Here is a 25,542-nt window from a genome sequence, read left to right on the forward strand (position 1 = left end):
GTTATTTTATTTCTTTACCTGCATCGTATGCTTTTTGTAATTTATTATGCTTTAACACAAGTGTTGAAAACATAATGCTTACGCCATTTGAGACTGCAAATATAAAGAAGACGACTGCAATCCCGACTACAGATATAAGAACTGGAAAAATTAGGCTAATCACAAAGTTAGAAAGCCAGACTGTTGCAGTTGAAACAGACATTAATCGTGACTTAATCCTGTTTGGAAAAATCTCAGTCAAGATTAACCAAGTAACCGGACTAACTATTCCTTGATGACATGCAAGAAAGAGCGCTAAAAATAATAGAATCAAAATATTAGTAATTAATTGTGAAAATAACGCAGTTTTCATCGTTATCCCAAGTAAAAGCAAGAACAAAACATTGCCTGCTAAGCCAACTACAAGCATCTTTTTGTGGTTATACTTGTCAATCATTCTTGTACCTATGATACTTGCGATAAGCGAAACAAAACCAATCAAAATATTTGCATACAATGAATCACCTTGCCCCATTCCTACTTTCTCCATCAATATAGTGCCATAATACATCACTGCATTAACACCCGAGATTTGCTGAATCAACGCAACCAACATTCCACAAATCAATAAATAGCACAAACTCTTGTTCTTAAAAATATCCTTCCAAGAAACCCTAGGTTCATCTTCTTCTGCGGAATCCTCCTTCAATTTATTATAAGCTAATTTGTTGAAACCCAATTTTTTAAAAATACCTTTGGCTTTCTTATATTGTTTCTCAGCCATAATCCAGATTGGACTATTAGCAATCTTGAATGATCCAATCCAGAGAATTACCGCAGGAATGCTTGCAGAAAAGACCATCACTCGCCAGATTGGCGACCAGTCACCCCAAACATTGCCCAAAATTGCGTTAACGATAAAAGCTGTCAACTGACCTAAAACAATTGCAATTGCATTTTTATTAACATTTACCGTTCTGACAGCCTTAGGGGAAATCTCTGCCAAGTACATCGGAGAAATTCCTGATGCTGCACCAACAGCAACACCCAAAACAAATCTAAAAGAAGTCATCAGCCAAAAATTTGGTGCAAACGCACATAAAATTGTAGAAATCGTGAATATAACAGCAATAAGTCTTAATGTCCGCCGTCGCCCGATATGGTCCGCAACCTGTCCACATCCTAGTGCCCCAATGCAGGCTCCCAGAATTAGCGAACTTGAAACTATTCCTTGTAACGTTGGACTTAAATCAAGTTCAGCCTTTTTACTCATAAATGCTAGTGCTCCATTGATAACTCCTGTATCATACCCAAATAAAAAACCACCTAGTGAAATAATATAAACACAGTATCTTAAAAAACTAGTCTGACTTTTATCCTGACTACCACTATCCATCAATACTCGCCTCTCTATTATAAAAGCCCTACTTAATACAACACTAAAATATAAAGCTTACTATACTTAATTCTAGAGCAAATAATTTTCGTTGTACATAATTATGGAATTTCTCAAATTTATATATAAAATAAAAAGACCTATGCTTTCCACTCGCACAGACCTCTTTCTTCGTTATTGTTCTATATTATTAATCAATAATACATTCTACAGATCAGCGGCTAAGTATCCCACTCATTCAACTTGAATCTGAATCTTTATTTCATTTGAATCCATCAACCATAGATTACCTGTGCTATCCTTATCAAAGGCATATCCAATCACATTCAGATGTTCCTCAATTCGTGAAACTTCCTCTTTATCGGGTGCAAAAAAAGTATAGTAATCAAGTCCTAAATCATTTTCTGCCATTCCAGGGATATTATGACCATTCCAAATATTTGACCCAATATGATGATGATAATCACCTGTTGCAAAGAACTTCGCTTGTTGACCGAAATCAGTCTTCAATGATAATCCCAAAACATCGATATAGAAGTCTTGCGTTTTGTCTAGGTCAGCAACCTTCAAGTGTACATGGCCTACGGTCGTTCCGCTTGGAAAGCCTTGCCAGTTCCGATCAGCTGCACCGACTACACCTTCAGCATCCATTTCGATAGTGATTGCTGGAATTTCACCATCTGGCTGAACATCCCAAACATCACGTGGCTTATCATGATAGACTTCAATTCCATTGCCTTCTGGATCAGTAAGATAGATTGCTTCGCTATAGCCATGATCACTAGCTCCAATAACGGGTGCTTTGCTAGTCATATACTTGATAAGTGCATTGCCTAAATCTTTACGTGTTGGTAAATGAAATGCAACGTGATACAATCCGGTTTTACGTGTCAAAGGTAATGGATTCTCAATCTCTCTCAGTATCAACAATGGTTTTTTATCATTGTTTGCACCTAAAACACTTTTCATATGACCTTGAGACAACACATTTAACCCAACGACCCGAGAATAAAATTCTGTTTGTTTCACAAGGTTTGCGACCTTCAATGCAACGGTTCCAGTATGCGTCTTCTCCGATAACTGAAATTGCGGAATAATAGCTGCCATAATTACTTCCTCCTAATTCTTACTCTAGATAACAAATATCATTAAATCAATAAGTTATCTTCATTATACGTGCTTATTAAAAGTAAGCAACATTTTATTCTTTTCTGCCACACAGCTTTCATTATCAAATCAGCAAATTTTACCTCGTTATCTAGTCAAACAATGGCAATTCTTCTAAATATAAAATATCCTTGCGTTCACTAGCCTTGCCTTCTGCCAAAATAGCAGCTTGTAATATTACCTGTCCACCTGCATTCTCAACTAGCTTCTTCGCAGTAATCATTGAGCCCCCACTGCTAATCACATCATCTAGGAGCAATATTCTCTTGCCAGCAATTATTTGCGCATCTGTACCATCTAATACCAGAACCTGTTCCTGACTAGATGTAATCGCATTGACCGCCAAAACACGCGGATTTTTCATATAATCCTTAACTTTTTTCCTAAGTACAATATATCGCTTTTTCCCCATACACTGGCTTAATTCTTGTGCTAATGGGACTCCCTTACTCTCCATCGTTACTACGTAATCAAACGGTTCGTTAATCCTTTTGCTCAGCTCTTGAGCAGCATAATGAGTTAATTCTGCATCCCCCAGTAATACAAAAGAAGCAATTGTAAGAGTTGGATTTAACCTAATCAACGGCAATTTGCGTGTGAGTTTTCCTAACTCTAGTTCGTAATATTTTGGCATCTGCTAGACCCCCAATCCAATCAGTGGCAATAAGAATTTCAAAAAGGCTCCGGTCGTTATTCCAACAAATGGATCAAAAATTGCAGTTACAACTAACGTAATTCCAGCTACAAGACTATTCGCACCATTCAACGCAGCTGCGGCATTCTCCGGGAAAATAACAACTGCGCCTAAAATAAATAAGAAACCTGCAATTGATGAACTTGGAACAAACTTCCCAATTTTTGGCAACCATCCAGCAAATAAAATAATCGCCATGATGAGCATCATCATTATTCCTGCAATTACGGGTTCAGGCGCACTCGCTGTCGCTGAAATAATTGTTTCTACTGGTGCTCCTCCTAAAAGACTAGTTCCCATATCTGCAAGTGACTGTGTAATTGTCAGTAGATTCAAGTCTACCGGATTCGGTTTAATGCCAGTCATCTGTCCTGTGATCAATCCATAAGAAAGATTTGCTCCAATATTAAGGCATGCCAAGCCAAGCGCCCCACGAACAATCCTTACATTGAAGATTGGTTTCAAAAATCTAAATCTGCGTTCCGTCACACTAGTTGGTAGTTCCTTGCGATAATGTTCTACAAAAACTGCAAAAACACTTGAGACAATTACTGATAAAACAATTGTCCATACTAAGTCCTTTGAAATTATGTATGTGATGGCTGCAATCATAATCGAAATCCAGCCCGTCTTGCTCTTACTTCCTTTATTCATATCGACAGCTATCTTAGCAAGCATTAGCCCTACACCTGCCATCATTCCATCAATGATATTATTACCTAGCACTGACACAATTTTAGGCAACAATCCCGTGAAACCAATAACAGCCATAATTATTGAACCGCCAAAAATAATAGATGTCCGTTCGCGCAAGTCCTTCCCCAGATTTCCAGTTAAAGCTAGCGACTCAGCCTGAAATGAGATTGGTGCAACTGAACCAAAGACCCCATTAACTGCTGAAGCAAAAACAAATGAAAAAGTTGTGGGAAAAACAGCAAATCCAAGACCCATTGCCATAATACCTTGTGGAATACCATTCAATACTACTCCGATTGCCGCTATTAAATCTGATAACAAGTGCATAAGCATCCTCCAATAAGCATATATTATTCATCTTACACCTAAATATAATTCGTATACCATGAAAATATTATAATAAAAAACAATGTTTTTCAATATATTTTTCAAAAAAAGAAACTTTAAGACTAAAATCAAAATAAAGCTTCCTTTTAATTAGTCAACACGATATCATTATGATTGTGTCATTATATTCTTAGAAGAGGAGCGCTACCATGAGGAGTTTTAAATTCAGGGCAACTGTCCTTATTTTGATTGCCTTTGTTTTAGGATGCAGTGAATTCATTGTTGTTGGAATCTTGAATGACCTTGCACATCAATTTGATAAATCAGTAACCACCGTTGGTTATTTAGTAACAATCTTTGCTTTTGTTTATGCCTTCTCAACTCCTATATTAACTGCACTAATTGCAAAGTTCCGTTATTTTTGGTCATTATTTTGGTTTATGATTATTTTTATTTTAAGCAATCTGATGAGCTTTATTGCACCTAATTATAATTTCCTAATAGTTTCGCGGATTATGACCGCACTTGTTTCGGGCATCATCATTTCGCTTGCCTTAATATTCGCCAATCTGATTGCTCCCCTTGAGAAGCGTGCGTGGTTGGTTTCGTGGGTCTTCTCCGGATTTAGTATTGCATCGGTTTTTGGCGTACCATTAAGTACGTGGATCAGCACTACTTTTAACTGGCGGATTTCTTTTGCTGTAATTACACTTGCCAGTATCGTAACATTAATACTTTTTACTTTAAGTATGCCTAAAGCACCCGTTGCAAAGAACAGCAAGTTGCTTGAACAGCTCACTCTTGTACGTGATTCTCGCATCTGGTTGGGTTCTTTACTGGTAATGCTCAGTGCCAGCGGTATTTATGTATTCTATACTTACTTGCGCCCAATCCTAACAACCGAGCTGGGTTTCTCAACCGACAGTCTAAGTATCCTATTGTTTGTCTTTGGTTTAATGTCCATCATCAGTAATCAAGCAAGTGGATATCTTGCAGAAAATGATGGACTTTTACGGATGCCGCTTGTATATTCTTGTCAGGTAATCCTATTTATTTTGATGATATTCCTACCTTATGTAAAGTGGTTAGGGCTCTTGTTAATTCTTCTTTTGGGAATCACGATGTATCTATTGAATGCACCCGTTCAAGTGCACTTCTTTAGTGTTGCAGAAAAGGAGTATCCGCAGTCATTAGTTCTTTCGTCTTCTTTAAATTCCATCTTCTTTAACTTTGGAATTTCTCTTGGCTCTGCAACCGGTGGGATACTAGTTACAAATCATGGATTAGCCGTAATTGGGCCTGGAGCAAGTGGCTTTGCACTTCTAGCAATCATAACTGCAATTCTTTTAAATAGGGAAATTAAACGGCATAATAGGATAAAGCCCGGCATAACAGTGGAAGTTGATGAAGGGTATGACATAAATCAGGGAAATATGAGTGATTCGAAGTTAAATGGCAAAGTTTGACTTACGAAACACGTTTATTTACAAAGAGTGGGGTTGGGTCAAAAGATATCATTTGACCCAATCCTTTTTGGTATCCCACTAAAGATGTTTCAAAAGTCAGATTATTTTAAATTTCTTGAAACTTTTCATATCATTAAAACGTCTAATATATTAAGAACCACGAAAGTCGGTGAACGTTATCTTTAATAGACTGCAAAGAAGAAAAAAACTAAAGAACAGTGTCAACGAGCTTGAACAACTTGTTTCCCATGAATACGAAAAAATGTATCGTATTGCATTCAGCTACACACATCATCATGATGATGCACTTGATCTTATTCAAACGAGCTTCAACAAAGTCTTATTGTCATTACAAAAAAACAATAACATTCAAAATATCCAAGGATGGTATTATCGAATATTAATTAATACTTGTAAAGATGCCTGGCGAAAGAAACAACATGAACCAACTAGTGTTGATATTTCGGTAGAAAAAGTTACTCAAAGTAACTCTATAGTGACTAGAATGGAGCTTAATGAAATTATTTCGAAATTAGATTCTCCTGAAAAAGAAATTATTGTATTAAAATTTTTTGAAGGATTTACATTAGAAGAAACTGCAATTATTTTAGATATGAATGTAAATACCGTTAAAACAAAAATGTATCGCGCGTTAAATCACCTACGTGAAATTCTCGAAAATAAGGAGGGAACTCTTTGAAAACAACAAAAGATATACTTAGTTCATTTAGAAAGACATATGTTTCAATCTCTGTCTCTGAAGATACTAAGAAACAAATTATTAACACTTTTGCTTCCGAGGAAAAAAAGTTTTTCCATAAATTACGTTTAATATTTTGGGAACGTTTTGCAGCTGGGACAATTAGTTTTTTTGCAATTTGTTTACTCCTGACAATCGTAGTTCCACCTGTTCGAAGCTTTGCAGCTGAATTACCAATCATTGGCAAGTTTGTCAAAATTTTAACTGGCTCTAACTATCATGATAATACAAACAATCATAACGTTAATATCAAAACTCCTTATATTGATTCAAAGAATAAGGCAATCGCATCCTTAAATAAAAAATATCTTGCAAATTCGAAGAAAAAATATCAGGCAATTGAAAAAGACTTTAGGATTAATAAAAATAAAAGAATTAGTGTCACAAGTAACTATAAAAAACTCGTGGATGATCGTCGCTTTTTAGTACTTGAGCGCCAGTCGACCAAAACAATGGCAGACTCAGAAACAACATTACTGTACGATACAGTTGATAAACAGGCAGGAACAGTTGTAACTCTGCCGTTGCTCTTCAAATCCAAGCATTATATCACAGCAATTAGCAATCAAATTGAAAAACAAATTAAGGAGCAGGTCAAATCATCAGACAGTAAATACTATTGGACAAAAAAGGACTTAGCTGAAGGAATAGGTTCAAAAGGTGCTATCCTAAATGCTGAGCACAGCTTTTATATCAATAAAAATCATCAATTAGTTATTGTCTTCCAACAATTCGAAATTGCTCCTGGTTATATGGGAACACCAAAGTTCACGATACCTACTAGTTCTATCAAGAATTTGCTAGTAAATCCTAATTATTTGAATAAATAAAAAGCTTTCACTAAATCAAGAATTGGTAATTAACCAAATAATTGATAAGTGGAAGCTTTTTAGTGTGTAACCGAGACAAACTAATAATCCTTTTAAAATGGTGTACTCTTAATGTCATACTTCTTCTTTAAGAAATAACGTAAACCAAACACTAAGGCTGCCAAAACGACATAAACAACAGGTTCAAGCGTCTGATTAATTATACCGGGAACATTCACAACAAGTGTGTAGGCTGATACCCAAATGACAACCAATGCAAGTGATAATAACATTGTTTTCCAAAAGGGCAATTTCTTGCCACTAGTTCTGCGGTCGCCTGCAACACGGTAGAAATATGCCATCGCGACACCAGCAATAACGGATGTGACAATCAATGTCAGAAAACCGCCATTAATCTGGGACGAATTTGGCGAGAATTGTTGCAAAATCGCATACATGATACAGAACATCATAAACATCATCAATCCATTATCCAGAGCAATCTTCCAAAATGGCGTTGCTGTAGGAGCTTTCTTTGGTCCCTTGACAATCTCATCAACTTTTTCATTCACAGTTCCGTAAAGCTTTGTTGCAGTAATACCTTGACGCTGTTTTTCTTTAAGTTCTTCAGTCATTGACTGCAGAGCATCTTCAATCTTTTGGCTTGCAACATCCTTTTCTTCAAGAACTTTTTTAATTTTGAACAAATACTCTGCATTGCGCTTCGTTAGTTCAGCAGTATCCTTCTTCTCAACTTTTCCTGTTACCTTCTCTGTCTCGGGAAGAGTTTGTTTGCTTCCAGTTTCTTTATTATTTTCTGCCAAGATAATCCCCATCCTTTTACATAATTACTATACGTTAAATCTAAATTCAATAATATCGCCATCTTGGACCACATATTCTTTTCCTTCAGAGCGGAGACGCCCGGCTTCACGTACAGCGGCAACACTGCCTTGTTGGTCTAAATCTGTAAATGAAAATGTTTCGGCGCGAATAAAGCCGCGTTCAAAGTCCGAATGAATTATTCCTGCAACTTGAGGTGCCTTCATTCCCTGCCTAAATGTCCAAGCACGTGTTTCTTTGCCGCCAGCAGTGAAGAATGTAGCTAGACCCAACAGTTTATACGCTGCCTTAATCAACCGATCTAGACCGGATTCCTCAACCCCTTCTGCTTCCAGAAAGTCTTGCTTATCTGCATCATCTAATTGAGCAATCTCTTCTTCTGTTTTTGCACTAACTGCCAGCATCTGTGAACCTTCTGCTTCGGCAAATTGCTGAATCTGCTGCACATAACCGTTAGAGCTAGGGTCTGCCATATCTTCTTCAGCAATATTAGCAACATACAGAACTGGTTTAGACGTTAAGAGGAACAAGCCCTTAACAATTTTTTGCTCTTCTTCGTCAAATTCAAGTGAACGAACAGACTTTCCTGCTTCTAGAACCGGTTTGATTTTTTGTAACACACTGAATTCAGCAACTGCCTCTTTATCCTTCGTCCGTGCGACCTTCTCGACCCTGGCATAACGCTTGTTAACACTTTCTAAATCTGCCAAAATCAATTCTAGGTTAATCGTGTCAATATCATCTAAGGGATCAATCTTATTGCTGACATGCGTAATGTTGTCATCGTCAAAAGCACGAACAACATGTACAATTGCATCAACTTGACGAATGTTCTCTAGGAATTTATTACCCAGACCTTCACCTTTACTTGCCCCTTTAACAATTCCTGCAATATCAGTAAATTCAAAGGTTGTTCGAATAATTTTCTTTGCTGGGATAAGTTCATCAATTCTTGCTAAACGCTGATCGGGCACTTCAACCATCCCTACATTAGGATCGATTGTAGCAAAAGGGTAATTAGCCATCTCCGCTCCTGCGTTAGTAATCGCATTGAATAATGTTGATTTCCCAACATTAGGTAATCCCACAATTCCAGCTGTTAATGCCATAATTTATTTCACTCTTTCTTATTCTTCAATATTTGCTTTTTTCAGTATCTTCTTTAACTTACGATTGAATTCTCGGCGAGGCAGCATTACCAAATGGCCGCAGCCCGTACATTTAATCTTAATATCCATTCCTAACCTAATGATTTCCCAACTATTAGTACCACAAGGATGCGGCTTTTTCATCTCAACAATATCACGCAATTCATATTCAGCTTGCATTCTCATACCTCCATCTATTCTAATAGTTAATCGAGACTTATTCCAAGTATATCCATAATTCGATTGAAATCAGATGTCGATAAGTAATCAATCTCAATCTTGCCTTTACCTTGCCTAGAACTCGTTTTAACTGCAACTTTTGTGCCAAACTTCTCACGCAATGCATTCTCACTTTGTTCATAATAAACTGCATTTGGGTCTTTTTTTACTTTTTTAATAGTTTTTTTCTCGTTACCGTTCATCTTAGCAACCAATTGTTCAAGCTGGCGCACGGTTAGATTCTCTTCAACCGTCTGCTTCGCAACAGGTATCACCTGCTTTTTGTCTTTTAAGGCTAGTAAGGTTCGGGCTTGCCCCATTGATAACTCTTCGCGTTGCAGCATATCCTTAACTTCCTTTGGTAATCCAAGCAATCTTAGATAATTAGCAATATAAGGTCTGCTCTTTCCAAGACGCTCAGAAACTTGTTCCTGTGTAAGCTGCAGCTTGTTCATCAAGGTATTGTAGGCCTGTGCTTCTTCAAGCGGTGTCAAATCTTCGCGCTGCAGATTTTCAAGAATTGCAATCTCCATCATACTTGCCTCATCAATCTCACGAATAATTGCAGGAATATTCTTCTTTTCTGCCAACTTAGAAGCTCGGAAGCGCCGTTCACCAGAGATGATCTCATACCCCTTGACACTTGACTTACGCACAATGATTGGCTGAAAAACACCAGATTTTTTAATTGAGACAGAGAGTTCAGATAACGCATCCTCATCAAATATCTTGCGAGGCTGATAGGGATTTGGACGAATATCGCCCAAGGCTAATTCTGTAACAACTTCTTTGCCATCATCGACTTGTTCTAAATCTTGGAAGAGCGCTTCGATTCCTCTACCAAGTCCCTTATTATTTTTATTCACCATGATTAGCTAATACCTCCTTCGCTAATGCCATATATTCCTTGGCACCTCGTGATGCGGGGTCATAATCAACAATTGCAAGCCCATAACTTGGTGCTTCCGACAAGCGGACATTTCTTGGGATCACGGTTTGGTAGACCTTGTCTTTGAAGAACTTCTGCACTTCCTCAACAACCTGCGAGCCAAGATTGGTTCGTGCATCCAGCATTGTCATCAAAACACCCTCGATAGCAAGTTGCGGATTAAAATGTTTCTGTACAAGCTTGATAGTGTTCATCAGTTGACTCAAGCCTTCTAGCGCATAGTACTCACTTTGGACTGGAATCAAGATTGAATCACTAGCACTAAATGCGTTAATTGTTAGCAGGCCAAGAGAAGGGGGACAGTCAATCAAAATATAATCATAGTCCGCTCGAATCTGCTTAATAGCATCTAGGAGTCGCGATTCACGTGCCATCTGTGATGTTAATTCAATCTCCGCACCCGATAATTGAATCGTTGCAGGAACAATATCAAGTCCCGCATGACTTGTAGCAATAATCGTATCAGCAATTGGATACTCGTTGACTAACACATCATAAATATCTTTTTCAATCTCTGCCTTTTTAATTCCAACACCGCTTGTTGCATTTCCCTGTGCATCTGAATCGATCAATAAAACTTTCTTGCCGAGATCTGCGAGGCAAGCCCCCAAGTTGACACTTGTTGTTGTCTTGCCTACACCGCCCTTTTGGTTGGCAAGTGCTATTACAATCCCCATGTTTTCTGACCCTCCTATGATTTTATTTATCATACTGTTATTTTTTATCAACTGGAATGTCAATTACAATCCGATGAAAACCGGGAACATCTTCTTCGTGTGTCTTAACCCTCATTCCGTTTTCTTTAATCAGCTTAACTGACTTTTTAATCGTGTTTACTGCAATTCGCGTATCATGAAGTGCCTGATTGCGCTGCGGCTTCTTCTTAGTTGACTTAACCGGCTGTTCCTTCTTCTCCAATTCCTTAAGAACAAGCTCTTCCGTCTCCTTGACTGTTAACTGCTTGTCAATAACCTGCTTGATTACCTCAATCTGCTGCTCATCTTCCAAGCTTAACACGCTGCGTCCATGACGCTCCAAAATCTTGCGCTGCATAATTACACGCTGCACATAAGGCGCCAGCTTAAGTAATCTCAGCTTATTAGCAACAAACGATTGGCTCTTACCAAGTGCCTTTGCCAATTCTGTTTGCGTCAACTTATTTAACTCCATCAGTTCGTGATATGCTTTGGCCTCTTCAATCGCAGTCAGGCTTTCACGCTGCAGGTTCTCAATCACAGCGAGGGATGCAGCTTCAGTATCTGTCATTTCCTTAACGATTGCAGAGATCTTTTCCCATTGTAATAACGATACCGCTCTGAAGCGCCGTTCGCCAGCAATGATCTCAAACTTATTTTCCTGATACTCTCTTACGATAATTGGTTGCAGCAAACCGTGATCACGAATCGTATTGGCCAATTCAACAATCTTTTCTTCTTCAAAAACCTTCCGTGGTTGAAATCTATTGGGTACAATCCGTGAAAGTTCGATTTCTCTTACCGTTTGTGTTTGGACTTCTGGTTTTTTATCTTTATTCCAAAATGAAAATGCCACTCTCAATCCCTCCTCGAATCTCCATCTATTCTACCCTACTAGAGGCTTCTTTCCAGGTGTTCCTGCTTTTCTTGGATATTTTGCTGGTGTTTTTTTGATTTTATCAATCTTAATAAGATGTCGTTCATCACCTGTGATGGGCAGTGTCAATTTATCGTCTTTGATGAACTTACCGCCTAATGTCTTAATTGCAAATTGTGCTTCATCAAGTTCCGTCCCTGCTTTTTGAGCTTTGAGTGCAACAAAGCTTCCACCCACTTTCACTAGAGGCAGACATAACTCGGTCAAAACATTGAGACGTGCAACAGCTCGGGCAGTCACAATGTCGAAACTTTCGCGAAATTGACTCTTCTTGCCCGCGAATTCTTCAGCCCGAGCATGGAAGAAAGACACGCCGGTCAATCCAAGATTATCGGCTAACTTCTCCAAGAACAAGATTCGTTTGTTCAACGAATCCACAATTGTGATCTCAAGATTCGGAAAAGCTATTCTCAAGGGAATCGACGGAAAACCAGCCCCAGCGCCGACATCACATAGAGTTAACGATTCTACTTGTAACTGTGGAATCGCTACACCCGTCAAGAGTGAATCGAAGAAGTGTTTTAGATACACTTCATTTTTTTCAGTGATTGCTGTTAGATTCGTATGTGCATTAAAATCTACCAGTAACTGGAAGTATTGTTCATACTGTTCCATTTGATGGTCATCTAATTTTATTCCTAGGTCCAAAAGAGCCTGTTTAAATTCTGTTGGATTCATATTGCTCCTCTTGATATCTGCTTGTATTTTGTGAAACACAATTGTTTCACGAACTACTATTAGTTTATGATACTTTTACGCTTATTTCAAGGTCTCCTGCACAACAATCTTGGTGATTTTTTGTTTGCAAAATAAAAAACCTGCCAAAATTGGCAAGTTGATTTACCTTTACTTCACAAATTGTTTTTTCTTATAATAATCTCTCATACAACTCATTAAGGCGGTCAACATCCCTGTCCTCTGGCAGTAACTCTTTCAACTGATTAATCATCGACAATACACCTTGTGTTTTTCCTTGGCGAATCATATCCAAGATTTGTGCCTTAACTTGATTGCCCAGTCGCTGCATCTCGGCAGCAATCTGCTTTTGTTTTATTTCAAGTCCTTGATACTTCTTGACAAGATGATCGACAATTGTTTTTGCTTCTTCATAGCAATTCAAACCCCATCTAAGGTTAGCAAAATATAATGAATAATTACCATCATTTTGTTCTTCCAAAGCTCGTGCAAGAAAGACCGCAAATCTTGTTTCTGCAGGTAATAAATTAGACGGTTCACCCGCCAAAAGCTCCTCATGATAGAGATACTGTGCACAACTCACAACACTTCGGGCATAAAATGGTAATTGTTCTTCAATACTTTCTGGCAGAACTTCTGCACTGAAGACAAATTCATGGTACAACAACTGCAATAACGATTCTCTGCGCTGTGATTTCGGCCAGACACTCATAATCTTTCGTGCAAATTCAGGAATCTCATCTTTTTTCGAACTCATTTGATGAACTACTGCAAGTGAAGCCTGATACCAGTCCTCTTGACTTATCTTATCAATTGCAAAAGCTGGATCAATTCTCTTATTAATTAATTCAGCGAATAATTCTTCCTTAGGCAATGCACATGTTACTTTCTTTTTTCTGAGCGTTCTTAAAAGCACTTCAAATTCTCCGTTATTGCGTGCAATCAATAGTCGCTGCAGCAAAACAAAGTCATCATCTGAGTTCAACTTGGCAACAAATGCCACAAGCTGCTGTGCTTCAATACTGTCTTTTTGTTTTAAGATTACAATATCGCGTCCAAAAACATCTGGCAGTCGCCCATCATCGTTCAGCAACATATCATGCAATTGCTGTAATCCCTTTGAATCATTCTCCAAAAACAATGCTTCTAGTACGGTTCCAAGCAAGCGCGCAGTACTATCAAAGTCATCCTTCCACGGAATATATCTGGCAAAATGAATAATTGTCCGATAATTCTTCTCAATCATTGACTTGATAAAGATCTTCACAATCATCTTTATTCCCATCTCAACACTGACGAGTGCTCTAAAATAAAAAGAGGATTGGTTAACGAATTCACTTTGATGTGCAACAAGCCAGCGTACATTGACCATATAATCCTCTAAGCAACTGCTTGCTTGTGCAAATTCTTCCAAGCTCAACAAAGTAACAAAGATTAATTGATCAAGGACACATTTTTGATATTGGTTCAGCTTAAACCTGTCAGCATACTCATCTTTGATATCAAGCGCTTCTTGCCAGCATTCATTGCGCAAACGTACCTGAATCATATAACACATAAGAGTGAATGAATCATTTTTGTTTGTCGGATTCTTATTATCCTCTGCAAAGAAGTTCGTTAGTCCTTCCTCAGCAGTCTCAAAAACAACATCCCGTTCTTCCTTCGTATCCTTCTTCATGCCTGCAACCAACTGTGCCCACAAATGCATGTCGTAAGGATTACTTTCGAGTCCCTCACGCATGATATCTTCATTACGTTCAAGCTTATTCTCAAGGCTTTTGCCCACATATCCAAAATGATGCATGAAGACTTTTGTCGCCTTGGTTGGAATGTAGATGGGTGACAAATACTCATGAATTGGGCTCTTGAATTCCGTGTTTTCAGTCAAACGAACGCAACGTGTTTCAATATTCTTAGAATAATTTGTGCCTTCTAAGTCTAAATAATTCCTACGAATATACGAAAGCGAACCATACTTCGAATATTCCTTTTCATTATTGAAAAATGCGATTAACTCTGAAACATCATCGAACCATTCATCATCATCTAGAAACAAGAACCATTTGCCCCGTCCACGCTTCAGACCAACATTGCGTGCCGCAGCAAAGTCATTATTCCATTCATAGGGGACTACCAAATCAGCATACTCTGTTGCAACTTGTAGTGACCCGTCACTTTCTTCGGCTCCAACAGTATCAACAACAATCAGTTCACTAGGGACTTGATTCAATATTGGCAACAATGAATCCATGCACTTCTGGACACTCTCCAAGTGATTAGAAACAAGCAAAGAGATTGTTAAGACCGGCTGACTCCATTTAATTCGCTCCATCGACTCATTCCTCTTATCAAATATTATTTTGCTGTGCCAGCACTTCTTGCCATGACTCAAGCAATTCACTCAGCATCTCAATAATTGGTCCAATTGGTTCCTTGGTCTTACCTAAATTCGCCTTAACCAGTTCACTATTCATAAAGTCGTATAAGTTAACCAGACTTGCGGGTAGTTCTCCAGCAACCTCTTGGTTAACACTTTGCTTTAATTCACTGATGATGTCCTGTGCCTTAATCAGTTCATGATGAGCACCATTATTGTCAGATTTATCCAGTGCGAATTCCGCACGCTTTAGACTCTTAATTGCACCCTCATACAAGAAAATAACCAGTTTTTCGGGTGAAGCTCCTAAAATCTGACTGCTTAGATAAACATCTTTGGCCTTACGTTTGTCTGTGTACATATTTTTTATACTCCTTTAGTACTACTATAAATCCATATCAATTAGTGATGGACCTTCTTCTTGTTGCAAATAGGTCATTACAGTGCTTTTTCGTGATTGATTTAACTTCTGAATATGATTCAATGCCGCTTGCTTTTTATCCTTAATCTGTGAGATAAGCTGTTCATAATTGTGCTGCAGTTGCTTATACTCAGGCATATCAGCTAATCCATTCGGCCGAGCAGTGCTCTGCAGTGTATCCAACAAAGTATTGGTTTTAGTAAGTGCTTCTTCATAAACAGTGGTCTCTTGCTGTAACAAACTATCTGCAAGCAACGAATTTATCTGCATTATTGTCTTCTTATAATTATTCACTTGCTTTCTCCTTAACTACTACTGCTGCTTGACGTTGACGATGTCAGGCTTGTTACATAACTAAGCTGTGTCTCAGCCTTCATCATTGCAGTATCAAGCCGAGTATAGATGTCAACATAATGGTCCTTTTTTGCCTCAAGTGCTGTCGTGAGCTTTTTAATTTGGTCATTTAATTCAGAAGTTGAAGTTGTATATCCAGCCAACTTAACTGCAATAGTGCCCTTGTTCGTCGAAGTGTCTGACAAATAATTGTTTGCTAAGCTCCCGAGACTCGCAGCATACCCTGATTCTGACTTTGTTGTACCAGTAATGCTCTTGGTTGACTGGTAAAAGAAATTCTTGACCGCATCAGGGTCACTAGCTAACTGTGCCTTAAACTTATCTGCATCAAATCCAACTGTCCCATCATTATCAGTAATTGAGATCCCCAACTTGCTGGCATTCAAGGCTGTACCATTCGTGGCTGAAGAAGTCATCAAGCTGCTCAATTGACTCTGAAGTCGGGTTAACTCGCTGTCGCCAACGAGTGTCCCCTGGGTGTTGTCCGAACTGCTTGGATCACCAACATCCAAGTCATCACTTATTAAGCCCATTAGACTATTATATTGACTGACCAATGTGCTAACAGCCGAAGTGGCTTTGGAGGTATCGTTCGTTAGAGACAGTGTCACTGCATCACTGCTGATTTTGGAGAGATTGATTGTGACTCCCTTGATTGCATCAGAGACTGAATTAGTATTACGTTCAATAGAAACACCGTCCAATTGGAACTTAGCTGTCTTTCCGGTTGTCGTTGTTGTCGCATCACTGCTCATCCCTAGTGAACTCAGAACACTATCACTGTCGGCTGAAACTGCGAGTGTCTTTGCTCCTGCAGTCTGTGCCGTTAGCACCAAGTGATTATCTACCAAGCTGGCCTTGACACCTGATTTATTGGTTTGTGCATTTATCTTATCAACTACATTACTTAATGAATCAGTAGCACTGATAGCTACATCAACCGAAGTTGCCGTTGTCGTACTGCTATCACTGCTGTTCAGGGTCAGCGTACCGCTAATACCAAGTGCTGTATCCTTATCTGTGGAGACTTGACTACCAATGACTTTAGTATTCGTTGCCAGCTGACTGACGCTAAGTGAATATGTTCCTTCATCGGCCGCAGAGGTTCCTGAGATTGAAGCCACACTAGAATCAGAGGTTGTTGCAACTTTTGTATTGAAAGCATCGTCAGATTCTAGTGCTTGAACATCAGTCAAAAAATTGGTTAGCCGGCTTTTAATATCTCCCCATGCTGTCTGCTGTGAACTATTTGTCGTGATTTGAGTCTGTGCTTTTGTTCTGGCTACATAAGAAGAATCAGCCTGCAATAAAGATTCAATGGTACTTGCAGTGATACCTGAATATTGTCCCAATGTAGTACTAATTCCATCAGTAGTCGTCACACTAGTCATAATATCAATCCTTTCACTTTATAATATTTAAGTTAGTAAATTATGTGTTTAGAAGCAATCCTTATGTATACGACAAAAGTCGAACCTGCATTCGACTTTTGAGCGCTATTGTATAACGATAAATCAGCGTGCTTAAGCTTAACCTTGAAGTAAAGTAAGCACTGTATTAGGCATTGAGTTAGCTTGTGAAAGCATTGACGTTGCTGCCTGTGTCAAGATATTTTGCTTTGTAAATGTTGTCATTTCTGAAGCCATATCAACATCACGAATTTGTGAATTAGCATCTGATAAGTTCTCAGAAGTTGTTCCCAAGTTGTTGATTGTATGTGTCAAACGGTTTTGTGCGGCACCAAGGTCGGCACGTTGACCAGAAACAGTACTTACAGCCTTTGTAAGAGCTGTGATTGCTTGAGATGCTTTAATAGTATCTGCTGTCTCTTGTAGCTGTGTAGCTGAACTAGTAGTATCAGCTAATGTCTTAATCTTAGCTTCTAAGTCTGACAAACCTGAAACATTACTCAATGTAGATGCTGTAGTCAATGATGTTGTATCAACACCCAATGCTGCCAAATTTTCAATATCAGTATCGGACAATGTTGCAGTTGTTCCCACTACTGTTGTAAGTGCACTAGCTGCGGTTTGCATTGTAGTAATATCTGTGTCTGAAGCTGTTAAAGACAAAGTCGTGCTTCCAACTTTTAATGAATCTGCACTCATGTCACTGATTGAAACTGAGAGTGTTTGCCCAGCATTTGCACCGATTTGGAAAGTAAATGTGTTATTTCCACTCAAGAGACTCTTGTTATTGAACTCTGTATCCTGGCTAACACGTGTAATTTCACTTTGAAGAGCACCGAATTCCTTTTGGATATCCGTACGGTCACTATCTGATAAAGTACTATTGGCACTTTGAACAGAAAGATCACGCATACGTTCAAGCATTGTTTGGCTTTCGCTAAGTGCACCTTCAGCTGTTTGAATCAACGAAACACCATCTTGGGCGTTACGTGTTGCTTGAGTCATCCCACTGATTTGTGACTTCATGTTTTCTGAGATAGCTAATCCAGCAGCATCGTCACCGGCTTTATTGATACGTGAACCAGATGAAAGCTTTGACAAAGAATCACTTTTAGCTGCAGTTGCAGCATTCAAGTTACGAAGTGTATCCATAGCAGAAATATTAGTATTTATACGCATATTTAATTCCTCCATTTTTTACGAGTTTATTTTGAGGCTTCCCCCTCATGTTTATAGATATCGGTCGAGTAATAAATTATTTAATACTCTTGTTAAGAAATATTCATAAAATTTGCTTTGAAGTGTAAATCAAAGTTATCCGGTGACTCCCTTTAATGAAGTTTTATTAAAATTTTTACTCTACCATGGTTTAATTCTTTCATTGATTACATACTATGAGACTTGATTTACATCACATCTACCAAAAATCACACAAACAAAGAAACTATCGTGACCAAGAAAAAAATAGCGATTGCGAGAAAGAGAAGTGCAAAAATCAACTTGCCAATTTTGTGATATGGGTTAATTGCAATCCCATAGCCAAAAACTTTTGGTACGAACAGTGGTGTATTAGGCTCGTTCGCATACTTTTGATAGACTTGCTTCAGGAAATTATAAGAAACGTAAAGCGATGCAAGAATTAACAGTGACATAACCAACGTCAACGATTTGACCACACCTGTTTGATTTTCAAAGAATGACATTGCAAAAGCCGCTATAATGACCAATGTTAGCAATATCAAGAGTGACCAAGAATATTTCTTATTAGCCTTTTTGATATTAATTAATTCGTAATCCGTTTCAACTTTCTTCATCAGTTGCTTATCTCCCTTCATAATATCAAGTGAAAAATTGTAATAATTGCTGAGCTTAATTAATGTTGGCACATCAGGAAAGTTCTTCCCATTTTCCCAATTAGAAAGCGTCTGTCGCGAAATAAATAAATCATCCGCAACTTCTTGCTGTGTTTTCCCCAAGTGTTTTCTTTCTTGAATCAGAATCTTGGCTAATTCCATAATTATCATCCCTCCCTTACAACAACTACGCTATTAAATAATGAAGAAAATGTCTAGCAAATCTTTTTTGCATCCGCATGATTATTAGAAAAAAGTTATTTGGCTTGGAACTTTCCACACCTAAAATACATTTTAACCAAAGTGTAATCATTAGCCGTAAAATAATCAAAAATGCTAGAATATAACTGATAATTATATTAAAGAGGTGCGGAAATGAAAATATTTATTGTTGGAGCCACAGGACGTGTTGCTACTAAATTAATCGAACAATTAACTTTGGAAGGCCATGAGATTTTGGCTGGTGCCAGATCTCCAGAAAGAGTCTTGCGGAATCCACATGTTACACCGCTAAAGTTGGATCTGCACACTGGACTTGAAACCTTGTCAGAACTTGTTAAAGATGCAGATGCAATTTATTTCGTCGCTGGATCACGCGGCAAAGACTTACTACAGACCGATGCCTTCGGTGCTGTTAAAATAATGCAAGTTGCAGAGAAAAATCATATTAATCGATTTATTATGCTTAGTTCCGCCTTTTCTTTAGAACCAGAACAATGGAAGAAGAGGGGTATGGAAGACCTTTTGGACTATAATATTGCTAAGTTCTTCGCCGATAATTACCTTGTCCATCAGAGCAAGTTGGACTACACCATCTTACAAGCTGCCGCATTGATTGAAGAAAAGGGTTCTCACAGAATTGCTCTTAATGAGAATAGCGGAACAAAGAATACAATTCAAAATGTTGCTGAGACACTGGCTGCCATTATCAAGTTCGACAATACCAGCAAAAAGATCATTAAAATGAGCGATGGGAAAACACCTATTGATGAAGCTTTAACACAAATATAGATTCAGGTTGCTTGATTTTAACCGTAAGCACCCAATAACCGACCGTCCATAAAGCTTAATATTCAATGATTCTATGAGTGAACTGTAGGGTTTATAAATTATCAATGACCCCTAGGATATAGCTGTTTTACATATACACGCAATTGAGGTACAATATAGTTAAATTACGTCAAAGGAAAAACTATGATAAGAAATTTTGCAGACAAGGAAACTAAGAAAATATATAATCAAAAATTTTCTAAGAAGTTGCCTCAATCAATTCAGAAAGTAGCTTTACGAAAGCTAATTATGTTAGATAATGCTACGAATATCAATGATTTAAGAATTCCGCCTGCTAATCATTTGGAACAATTAGTGGGAGATCGAGAAGGACAGTATAGTATAAAAATTAATGCACAATATCGACTTTGTTTTTCAGTTGAAAATCATAGTGATTTTACCAACGTCGAAATTATTGATTATCACCATTAAGGGGAGTGAATATTATGAGTAAGATCCCAACACCAAAAATTAGCGAAATTTTGAAAGAAGAATTTATGGAGCCTTTGAACTTCTCAGCCTATGCATTGGCAAAGAAGATCAATGTACCAACGTCTAGAATACAAGATATTTTACATGATCGGCGACAAATCACTGTTGATACATCTGTTAGATTAGGCAGGTTTTTTGGAGTTTCTGACCGCTATTTTTTAAACTTACAAAATGATATAGATATTCGTAATGCCGAAGAAGAAAAAGGAAATGAGTATAGTCAGATTCAACAATATCAATTTGGATAGATTTAAATGGCTCTTTGTCAACCGCTGTTGATGAGAAATTTTTATTAGGGGCTTGACTAAACGTAGGAAGAGGCTGGGTCAAAAGTTAAATTTTGATTCAGTTTCTCTATTTATTTCGTATAAACGTGTTTCATAAGTCAAAATTTTCCGTCTAACTTCGAATTACTCATAGCAAAGTACTCGCTATGTTCGTAATTTCGAGTTAATACTCAATTTTTGTAAAGCACTTCAGCTTAGCCACATCCCAAAGTATGACTTATATAAGCAAATAGTTGCGTACGTGTAAAACGTACGTTCTAATTTGTCTTAGAGGTGATCAAAATGAAAAACTATACACCCACAAAAGCACGTCAGCACCTTTATCAGATTTTAAAAGATATCAACCAGCAAAAAAAACCGGTTACAATTACACCTGCTAACGGAAATGAAGATCAAGCAGCCATTATTATTTCTAAAAAAGATTGGGATTCAATCACTGAGACCTTATATTTGGAAAATACTGGAACATTGGCTAAAGTCCGTGAACGTGTAGATGATGACAGTGGCTTTACTAACGCTGATGAAATTGATTGGGATAATCTATGAGTGTTTATCAAGTTGAGATAAAAAACTCTGCTAAAAGTGATTTGAAAAAGTTAAAGAAATCGAACTTAAAGGACCAATTTTTAAAAACGGTTGCTATTTTAAAAGTGAATTCATACCAGTTAACACAATCATTTGAAAAATTACAGCCAACCGGTCGTGGATTGTATTCAAGGCGACTAAATGCGCAGCACCGAGTAGTTTATCGTGTAGATGAAGAATTAAAAAAGGTTTACATTTATGCAGCATGGAGCCATTACGAATAACTAAAAAAACTAGCAAAATAGATCCTGAATTTGGGAGAAATTTTGCTAGTTTTTTGCTTAATTTCGCTTCTTTAGAGTGTTCGGAAAATCAATAGGAAATGTTTGACCACACTATACTGTTAGAAATATTCTGGAATGCTCCTATCTGTTAAAAAACAGTCGATTATGTAATCCCAAGGAGAACGTACCTCTGTATCGGAAGATACCTTTCCATTAAAAATTGGCCGCCATCTGTGATTCTTCTTCACAACTTTATATTGCCGCTTAAACTGAGTGGTTGGAGTTATTTTACTCATTTAACAACTGCTCCAACTCTTGCTTATTAGTCGCACTCTTTAATTCTGTAGTCCCTGCAAGGTCTTCAGCCACCTCAGTTAATGACCTAGCAACCTGATTGTTTGGAAAACCATAATGCTGTGGTAATCCATTGTTAGCCACGGTTGTCACAACTACTCGCATGAATTCGGACATAGTTAAGCCGTGTTGAGCTAGTTGTTCCTGGGCCTTTTTCTTAATTACTGGGTCGACTCTAGTGTTAATTCTGGAACTAGTTGCTATGTTAGCCTATCATCAGTCCTTTCTTTTATAATTGTACGCCATACTTCACACAGAGCAAAAAAGAGTGTTATTATGTAACAAATTGCCGTACCAATAAAAGATTCTAATGTTCTTAAAGAAGTCAAAGATACCTTACTCAATAAAATTTTTTGAAAACATTTGAAAAAAATTTGTATTTAATTTCCTGCATTAAACTGAACCAACTATGTACAAAATCAAGAAAAAAAGAACTCGAAGCAGTATAGCTTCTAAGTTCTGTATAAAATTATTAAATCTATTCTATTATTGCCCTTTTAAAACTAATTTGGAAACTATCATCGCTATTGATACTCCTAAGCCTAATGGCAAAATAGCCGAATAGCCGAATAGCTCAAATGACAAATTTCCAAAATCATCATTAATGCCATTAATGGTGCTTACTGAGATGCTGCAAGCAAACTGCATTGCCAAAGCGAAAGCCCTGGAAAAAAATTTTGGAGCATAAGTCCAAAAATTGTGCCCATTACAGCCCCAATTGAAATTGATGGTGTCAGTGTTCCGCCAGAGGCTCCACTTTTAATTGTTAAAACCGTTACGACTGCTTTTATTATCGCTCCGACAAGTAGTAACAACAAAAACTTGTGATTGATTGTATCGATTGATAATTGAGCTAAAGCACGACCATTTCCCATAATCTCTGGAAAAACAGTTGCTATAACACCCGTTAATAAACCAGTTAGCGGCAATTGCCACAAAATATTTTTATCTTTAGTCTGTTTATAGCCTGCCCATTTAAATGCTTGGCGAAAGAAGGCTCCTGCTAAACCACAAATTGGTGCTGCAAAAATTACAAATAGCAAAAATTTCAAAGAAAAATTTTGCTTTCCAACTAAATAGTAAGGGCCAATTCCCTTAAAGATTGTACCAATTAACATTGAAGTTGATGACATCACTAAACTGACAGCAACTGTTTTTTTGCTCACATCCTTTAGTAATACCTCAACACAAAACAACATACCAGTTAACGGGGCACCATACACACCGGCGAAACCTGCTCCGGCAGCTGCTGCAATCAGCAACTTTTGATCACTCATGCTCAAAGAAAAATTTATTTTTTTCAAAAAATAATTCCAGCGTTGGGCAAGCATTGCTCCGGCCTCACGAGGTGCTAGTTCTCTACCAACTGATCCGCCAGTTGCTACATAAAATATTTGCGTCATAACATGGATGGTCGTTTGAACAGCTGGCATATTTTTGCCAGAAATTGCCTTTGCAATTGGAACTGTTTGTTTAAACTTTGTCCGCAAAATCCACCAAATAAACCCAGCGACACTTGCACCTAAAAAAACCGAGAACATTCTGTGTAGTGGAGAAATCAAAAGTGAAGCAGGATTAGCTGCACTTTCTTGAAAATTCAAAAATAATTGCTCAACTTCAGCCAGCAATAAGCTTAATAAGAGTGAACTAATTCCGACAATAATACCTAGAACTAAAGTTGAAAGAAACAAAATTAAATTCTTTTTTTTATTAATACTAGCTGCGTATTTAAAATACTCAGCAATATCCTGACCAACCAAATCAATGTTTTTTGAGATCCACGAACCATAATTTTCCCAACTTATATCACACTCCCAGATACTATAAAATGAACCCCAAAAAATTAGACAAAAAATCTAACTTTTGGGGTTCATTTTATTATTAGTCAACTCTTTTTACCTAGTGGATGTATATCGTAACCACTGTGAATAATCCAAAAAAAATGCCCGGAACATTGGCGATTATTACAGGCCAATCTTTATATGTTTTGTTCCAGCCATAGCCAGTCCATAACGAAGCATTCACCATTGCTACAAACGGTTGTAGAAACCCGACTGGATGCCCTGAAAAATTACTAATAATTTGAGGAATATATGAAATATACATCGCAATGCACATAACGGTTGCCAGTTTGCTTAATAATTTGAGACGCCTAATCCTATCAGCGGATACAGCAGTTTCTCCTTCTGGGTATTTTGATGTGTCAATTCTCATATGTTTTTCTCCTTATTGGTTAAAGTATACATTACAGCTTAACATTGTTTTTTGGAAACGTAAAAATTAATGGGGAGAAAAGACAATTGAGTAACATCCATACATTATATCTTACTGTAAATTATAATCCATTTTTTCGTTGCTCCGATGGCAATTCTTTATAAAATTCAAAGTATTTTTTGTAAAAAAAACTATAGTTTGAAATTCCGACAGCCTGCGCAATTTGGTTAATCGGGAGTGTTGTTGAGGTAATTAGGACGTTTGCCTGTGTTAACCTTTTTTTTAATACCGTTTCTGAAAATGACCTTCCAACTTCCTTCTTAAAGAGGTTGCTGAAATAGTTTTTATTGTAATTATATTTTTCAGCTACTTGTTTTAGGTTAATATCAGTGTAGTTTTTGTCGATTTCGTCTAGTACCTCAATCATTATTTTCCTTGTTTTACTTTGCGGTTCATTTTCTAAAATACGATAATTTCTGACCAGATTTGTGATTAAAATTTGTAAACACGCCTTGATAACTGTATCTGAAAATTCCCTCTTCAAAAAATATTCTTCAATAATTTCATCCATTATCTGTGAAATCTTGTAATTTTTTGCCGTTCTAAAAATCAAAAAATCTTTTTTTTGATTTGACTTCATTGAGCTTTTCAATAAAAAATCATATAAAACGCTGCGACTTCGCCTTAGGTCTTTCAATAAATCAATGTTGATATTGCTATTTCTAAATAAAATATTAATCAACAAGTCACTCTCACTAAGTGCCCCAATCGAATGTGTTGCTCCAACATCTAATAATAATAAATCTCCCCTATTTAACACAACTTTTTCTCCATCTACTGCTTGAACTGATTTCCCCTCAAGCATGTAATTGATTTCTAAAAAAGAATGTGAATGGGTTGGATAAGGAGCAAATCTGTTGTGCTTACTTATATAAATATCCTTGTTCTTAAAAAAATAGTTATTTAGAACTTTAAAACTGTTTGTTTGCCCTGTTCGCTCAATTGTATTTGCTGGTATTTCTTCTAGATAACACTCATCTTGCTTTTGTTTGGTTTCAATTGGGTTTAAAGTTCTTAGCATGGTCATAACTCTTCGATTTAACATTTTTTCATCCCCCTATAATTACTCGAAAAGCCAATA

At 37.4% G+C, this 25,542-nt stretch carries 29 protein-coding genes and 1 pseudogene; 8 read left to right on the plus strand and 22 right to left on the minus strand.

The window, feature by feature from the left end; all coding sequences use genetic code 11:
- Position 1: 1 nt before the first annotated feature.
- The 4 genes from FFX44_RS08330 to FFX44_RS08345 form a co-directional block, all read right to left on the minus strand.
- Positions 2–1,375 (minus strand): sugar porter family MFS transporter, encoded by a 1,374-nt coding sequence (locus FFX44_RS08330; protein WP_289979926.1) that lies wholly within the window; start codon positions 1,373–1,375, stop codon positions 2–4.
- 234 nt (positions 1,376–1,609) lie between these two features.
- Positions 1,610–2,482 carry a VOC family protein gene (locus FFX44_RS08335; RefSeq protein ID WP_289979927.1) on the minus strand — a complete coding sequence of 291 codons (873 nt, stop codon included), beginning with the start codon at positions 2,480–2,482 and terminating at the stop codon, positions 1,610–1,612.
- A gap of 151 nt (positions 2,483–2,633) precedes the next feature.
- Positions 2,634–3,176, minus strand: a complete 543-nt coding sequence (locus FFX44_RS08340; protein WP_289979930.1) for a phosphoribosyltransferase family protein — start codon at positions 3,174–3,176, stop codon at positions 2,634–2,636.
- A 3-nt stretch (positions 3,177–3,179) separates the two neighbouring features.
- Positions 3,180–4,259, minus strand: a complete 1,080-nt coding sequence (locus FFX44_RS08345) for an NCS2 family permease (RefSeq protein ID WP_289979932.1) — start codon at positions 4,257–4,259, stop codon at positions 3,180–3,182.
- A gap of 209 nt (positions 4,260–4,468) precedes the next feature.
- On the opposite strand from FFX44_RS08345, the gene FFX44_RS08350 reads away from it, so the two are divergent.
- The 3 genes from FFX44_RS08350 to FFX44_RS08360 all read left to right on the plus strand — a co-directional run bounded on the left by FFX44_RS08350 (position 4,469) and on the right by FFX44_RS08360 (position 7,315).
- Positions 4,469–5,725 (plus strand): MFS transporter, encoded by a 1,257-nt coding sequence (locus FFX44_RS08350; RefSeq protein WP_289979935.1) that lies wholly within the window; start codon positions 4,469–4,471, stop codon positions 5,723–5,725.
- 169 nt (positions 5,726–5,894) lie between these two features.
- On the plus strand, positions 5,895–6,425 hold the full coding sequence (locus FFX44_RS08355) for an RNA polymerase sigma factor (protein ID WP_289979937.1): 531 nt from the start codon (positions 5,895–5,897) through the stop codon (positions 6,423–6,425).
- On the plus strand, positions 6,422–7,315 hold the full coding sequence (locus FFX44_RS08360; RefSeq protein ID WP_289979938.1) for an RsiV family protein: 894 nt from the start codon (positions 6,422–6,424) through the stop codon (positions 7,313–7,315). The genes FFX44_RS08355 and FFX44_RS08360 overlap by 4 nt, the downstream gene beginning before the upstream one ends.
- Positions 7,316–7,407: 92 nt before the next feature.
- Here FFX44_RS08360 and FFX44_RS08365 read toward each other — a convergent pair whose 3' ends face one another.
- The 13 genes from FFX44_RS08365 to FFX44_RS08425 form a co-directional block, all read right to left on the minus strand.
- Positions 7,408–8,118, minus strand: a complete 711-nt coding sequence (locus FFX44_RS08365) for a DUF1129 family protein (RefSeq protein ID WP_289979939.1) — start codon at positions 8,116–8,118, stop codon at positions 7,408–7,410.
- 27 nt (positions 8,119–8,145) lie between these two features.
- A complete protein-coding gene (gene ychF, locus FFX44_RS08370; protein ID WP_289979940.1) occupies positions 8,146–9,246 on the minus strand; it encodes a redox-regulated ATPase YchF in 1,101 nt (366 codons plus the stop codon).
- Between the two features lie 18 nt (positions 9,247–9,264).
- Complete coding sequence (locus FFX44_RS08375) at positions 9,265–9,465, minus strand: DUF951 domain-containing protein (RefSeq protein ID WP_289979941.1); 201 nt, start codon at positions 9,463–9,465, stop codon at positions 9,265–9,267.
- Positions 9,466–9,491: 26 nt separating this feature from the next.
- Entirely contained in the window at positions 9,492–10,373 is an 882-nt protein-coding gene (locus FFX44_RS08380) for a ParB/RepB/Spo0J family partition protein (protein ID WP_289979942.1), read from the minus strand.
- A complete protein-coding gene (locus FFX44_RS08385) occupies positions 10,363–11,130 on the minus strand; it encodes an AAA family ATPase (protein ID WP_289979943.1) in 768 nt (255 codons plus the stop codon). Before FFX44_RS08385 ends, FFX44_RS08380 begins: the two co-directional genes overlap by 11 nt.
- A gap of 37 nt (positions 11,131–11,167) precedes the next feature.
- Positions 11,168–12,004 carry a nucleoid occlusion protein gene (gene noc, locus FFX44_RS08390; protein ID WP_289979944.1) on the minus strand — a complete coding sequence of 279 codons (837 nt, stop codon included), beginning with the start codon at positions 12,002–12,004 and terminating at the stop codon, positions 11,168–11,170.
- 30 nt (positions 12,005–12,034) lie between these two features.
- Entirely contained in the window at positions 12,035–12,763 is a 729-nt protein-coding gene (gene rsmG / locus FFX44_RS08395) for a 16S rRNA (guanine(527)-N(7))-methyltransferase RsmG (RefSeq protein ID WP_289979945.1), read from the minus strand.
- 190 nt (positions 12,764–12,953) lie between these two features.
- On the minus strand, positions 12,954–15,113 hold the full coding sequence (locus FFX44_RS08400) for a glycosyltransferase (RefSeq protein WP_289979946.1): 2,160 nt from the start codon (positions 15,111–15,113) through the stop codon (positions 12,954–12,956).
- 16 nt (positions 15,114–15,129) lie between these two features.
- Entirely contained in the window at positions 15,130–15,519 is a 390-nt protein-coding gene (gene fliS / locus FFX44_RS08405) for a flagellar export chaperone FliS (protein WP_289979947.1), read from the minus strand.
- Positions 15,520–15,543: 24 nt separating this feature from the next.
- Complete coding sequence (locus FFX44_RS08410) at positions 15,544–15,873, minus strand: hypothetical protein (protein WP_289979949.1); 330 nt, start codon at positions 15,871–15,873, stop codon at positions 15,544–15,546.
- Between the two features lie 11 nt (positions 15,874–15,884).
- Positions 15,885–17,324 (minus strand): flagellar filament capping protein FliD, encoded by a 1,440-nt coding sequence (fliD, locus tag FFX44_RS08415; protein WP_289979951.1) that lies wholly within the window; start codon positions 17,322–17,324, stop codon positions 15,885–15,887.
- Positions 17,325–17,462: 138 nt separating this feature from the next.
- Complete coding sequence (locus FFX44_RS08420; RefSeq protein WP_289979952.1) at positions 17,463–18,521, minus strand: flagellin; 1,059 nt, start codon at positions 18,519–18,521, stop codon at positions 17,463–17,465.
- Positions 18,522–18,769: 248 nt separating this feature from the next.
- Entirely contained in the window at positions 18,770–19,357 is a 588-nt protein-coding gene (locus FFX44_RS08425; RefSeq protein WP_289979953.1) for a helix-turn-helix transcriptional regulator, read from the minus strand.
- A gap of 213 nt (positions 19,358–19,570) precedes the next feature.
- Between FFX44_RS08425 and FFX44_RS08430 the strand changes: the two genes are divergently transcribed.
- The 5 genes from FFX44_RS08430 to FFX44_RS08450 all read left to right on the plus strand — a co-directional run bounded on the left by FFX44_RS08430 (position 19,571) and on the right by FFX44_RS08450 (position 21,833).
- Positions 19,571–20,206, plus strand: coding sequence for an NAD(P)H-binding protein (locus FFX44_RS08430; RefSeq protein ID WP_289979954.1), 636 nt, complete (start codon positions 19,571–19,573; stop codon positions 20,204–20,206).
- A gap of 183 nt (positions 20,207–20,389) precedes the next feature.
- The gene (locus FFX44_RS08435; RefSeq protein WP_289979956.1) at positions 20,390–20,677 is read left to right on the plus strand and encodes a type II toxin-antitoxin system RelE/ParE family toxin; all 288 of its coding nucleotides are present in this window, start codon (positions 20,390–20,392) and stop codon (positions 20,675–20,677) included.
- 14 nt (positions 20,678–20,691) lie between these two features.
- Positions 20,692–20,985, plus strand: a complete 294-nt coding sequence (locus FFX44_RS08440; protein WP_289979959.1) for a HigA family addiction module antitoxin — start codon at positions 20,692–20,694, stop codon at positions 20,983–20,985.
- 321 nt (positions 20,986–21,306) lie between these two features.
- Positions 21,307–21,570: a type II toxin-antitoxin system Phd/YefM family antitoxin gene (locus tag FFX44_RS08445; protein WP_289979961.1), complete on the plus strand. Its 264-nt coding sequence runs from the start codon at positions 21,307–21,309 to the stop codon at positions 21,568–21,570.
- Complete coding sequence (locus FFX44_RS08450; RefSeq protein ID WP_289979962.1) at positions 21,567–21,833, plus strand: Txe/YoeB family addiction module toxin; 267 nt, start codon at positions 21,567–21,569, stop codon at positions 21,831–21,833. Before FFX44_RS08445 ends, FFX44_RS08450 begins: the two co-directional genes overlap by 4 nt.
- A 119-nt stretch (positions 21,834–21,952) precedes the next feature.
- Here the strand turns inward: FFX44_RS08450 and FFX44_RS08455 are convergent, their stop codons facing one another.
- The 5 genes and pseudogenes from FFX44_RS08455 to FFX44_RS08475 all read right to left on the minus strand — a co-directional run bounded on the left by FFX44_RS08455 (position 21,953) and on the right by FFX44_RS08475 (position 25,506).
- Entirely contained in the window at positions 21,953–22,129 is a 177-nt protein-coding gene (locus FFX44_RS08455) for a hypothetical protein (RefSeq protein ID WP_289979963.1), read from the minus strand.
- A complete protein-coding gene (locus FFX44_RS08460; RefSeq protein WP_354669254.1) occupies positions 22,122–22,391 on the minus strand; it encodes a type II toxin-antitoxin system RelB/DinJ family antitoxin in 270 nt (89 codons plus the stop codon). The genes FFX44_RS08455 and FFX44_RS08460 overlap by 8 nt, the downstream gene beginning before the upstream one ends.
- A 282-nt stretch (positions 22,392–22,673) precedes the next feature.
- A pseudogene (locus FFX44_RS08465) lies at positions 22,674–23,932 on the minus strand (chloride channel protein).
- A gap of 154 nt (positions 23,933–24,086) precedes the next feature.
- Complete coding sequence (locus FFX44_RS08470) at positions 24,087–24,401, minus strand: SemiSWEET family transporter (protein ID WP_289979965.1); 315 nt, start codon at positions 24,399–24,401, stop codon at positions 24,087–24,089.
- 121 nt (positions 24,402–24,522) lie between these two features.
- Positions 24,523–25,506, minus strand: coding sequence for a helix-turn-helix domain-containing protein (locus tag FFX44_RS08475; protein ID WP_289979966.1), 984 nt, complete (start codon positions 25,504–25,506; stop codon positions 24,523–24,525).
- Between the last annotated feature and the right edge of the window lie 36 nt (positions 25,507–25,542).

Source organism: Lactobacillus sp. UCMA15818, from assembly GCF_030400225.1.
Classification (GTDB): Bacteria; Bacillota; Bacilli; order Lactobacillales; family Lactobacillaceae; genus Liquorilactobacillus.

Bases quoted from the DNA above. Each gene is read 5' to 3' on its own strand.
- FFX44_RS08435 (WP_289979956.1), top strand. From the start codon at position 20,390: ATGATAAGAAATTTTGCAGACAAGGAAACTAAGAAAATATATAATCAA.
- FFX44_RS08475 (WP_289979966.1), bottom strand. From the start codon at position 25,506: ATGTTAAATCGAAGAGTTATGACCATGCTAAGAACTTTAAACCCAATT.
- FFX44_RS08420 (WP_289979952.1), bottom strand. From the start codon at position 18,521: ATGCGTATAAATACTAATATTTCTGCTATGGATACACTTCGTAACTTG.
- FFX44_RS08445 (WP_289979961.1), top strand. From the start codon at position 21,307: ATGAAAAACTATACACCCACAAAAGCACGTCAGCACCTTTATCAGATT.
- FFX44_RS08335 (WP_289979927.1), bottom strand. From the start codon at position 2,482: ATGGCAGCTATTATTCCGCAATTTCAGTTATCGGAGAAGACGCATACT.
- FFX44_RS08330 (WP_289979926.1), bottom strand. From the start codon at position 1,375: ATGGATAGTGGTAGTCAGGATAAAAGTCAGACTAGTTTTTTAAGATAC.
- fliD (WP_289979951.1), bottom strand. From the start codon at position 17,324: ATGACTAGTGTGACGACTACTGATGGAATTAGTACTACATTGGGACAA.
- fliS (WP_289979947.1), bottom strand. From the start codon at position 15,519: ATGTACACAGACAAACGTAAGGCCAAAGATGTTTATCTAAGCAGTCAG.
- FFX44_RS08425 (WP_289979953.1), bottom strand. From the start codon at position 19,357: ATGGAATTAGCCAAGATTCTGATTCAAGAAAGAAAACACTTGGGGAAA.
- FFX44_RS08400 (WP_289979946.1), bottom strand. From the start codon at position 15,113: ATGGAGCGAATTAAATGGAGTCAGCCGGTCTTAACAATCTCTTTGCTT.
- FFX44_RS08350 (WP_289979935.1), top strand. From the start codon at position 4,469: ATGAGGAGTTTTAAATTCAGGGCAACTGTCCTTATTTTGATTGCCTTT.
- FFX44_RS08345 (WP_289979932.1), bottom strand. From the start codon at position 4,259: ATGCACTTGTTATCAGATTTAATAGCGGCAATCGGAGTAGTATTGAAT.
- FFX44_RS08340 (WP_289979930.1), bottom strand. From the start codon at position 3,176: ATGCCAAAATATTACGAACTAGAGTTAGGAAAACTCACACGCAAATTG.
- FFX44_RS08380 (WP_289979942.1), bottom strand. From the start codon at position 10,373: ATGGTGAATAAAAATAATAAGGGACTTGGTAGAGGAATCGAAGCGCTC.
- FFX44_RS08430 (WP_289979954.1), top strand. From the start codon at position 19,571: ATGAAAATATTTATTGTTGGAGCCACAGGACGTGTTGCTACTAAATTA.
- FFX44_RS08470 (WP_289979965.1), bottom strand. From the start codon at position 24,401: ATGAGAATTGACACATCAAAATACCCAGAAGGAGAAACTGCTGTATCC.
- FFX44_RS08450 (WP_289979962.1), top strand. From the start codon at position 21,567: ATGAGTGTTTATCAAGTTGAGATAAAAAACTCTGCTAAAAGTGATTTG.
- FFX44_RS08385 (WP_289979943.1), bottom strand. From the start codon at position 11,130: ATGGGGATTGTAATAGCACTTGCCAACCAAAAGGGCGGTGTAGGCAAG.
- ychF (WP_289979940.1), bottom strand. From the start codon at position 9,246: ATGGCATTAACAGCTGGAATTGTGGGATTACCTAATGTTGGGAAATCA.
- FFX44_RS08455 (WP_289979963.1), bottom strand. From the start codon at position 22,129: ATGAGTAAAATAACTCCAACCACTCAGTTTAAGCGGCAATATAAAGTT.
- FFX44_RS08375 (WP_289979941.1), bottom strand. From the start codon at position 9,465: ATGCAAGCTGAATATGAATTGCGTGATATTGTTGAGATGAAAAAGCCG.
- rsmG (WP_289979945.1), bottom strand. From the start codon at position 12,763: ATGAATCCAACAGAATTTAAACAGGCTCTTTTGGACCTAGGAATAAAA.
- FFX44_RS08440 (WP_289979959.1), top strand. From the start codon at position 20,692: ATGAGTAAGATCCCAACACCAAAAATTAGCGAAATTTTGAAAGAAGAA.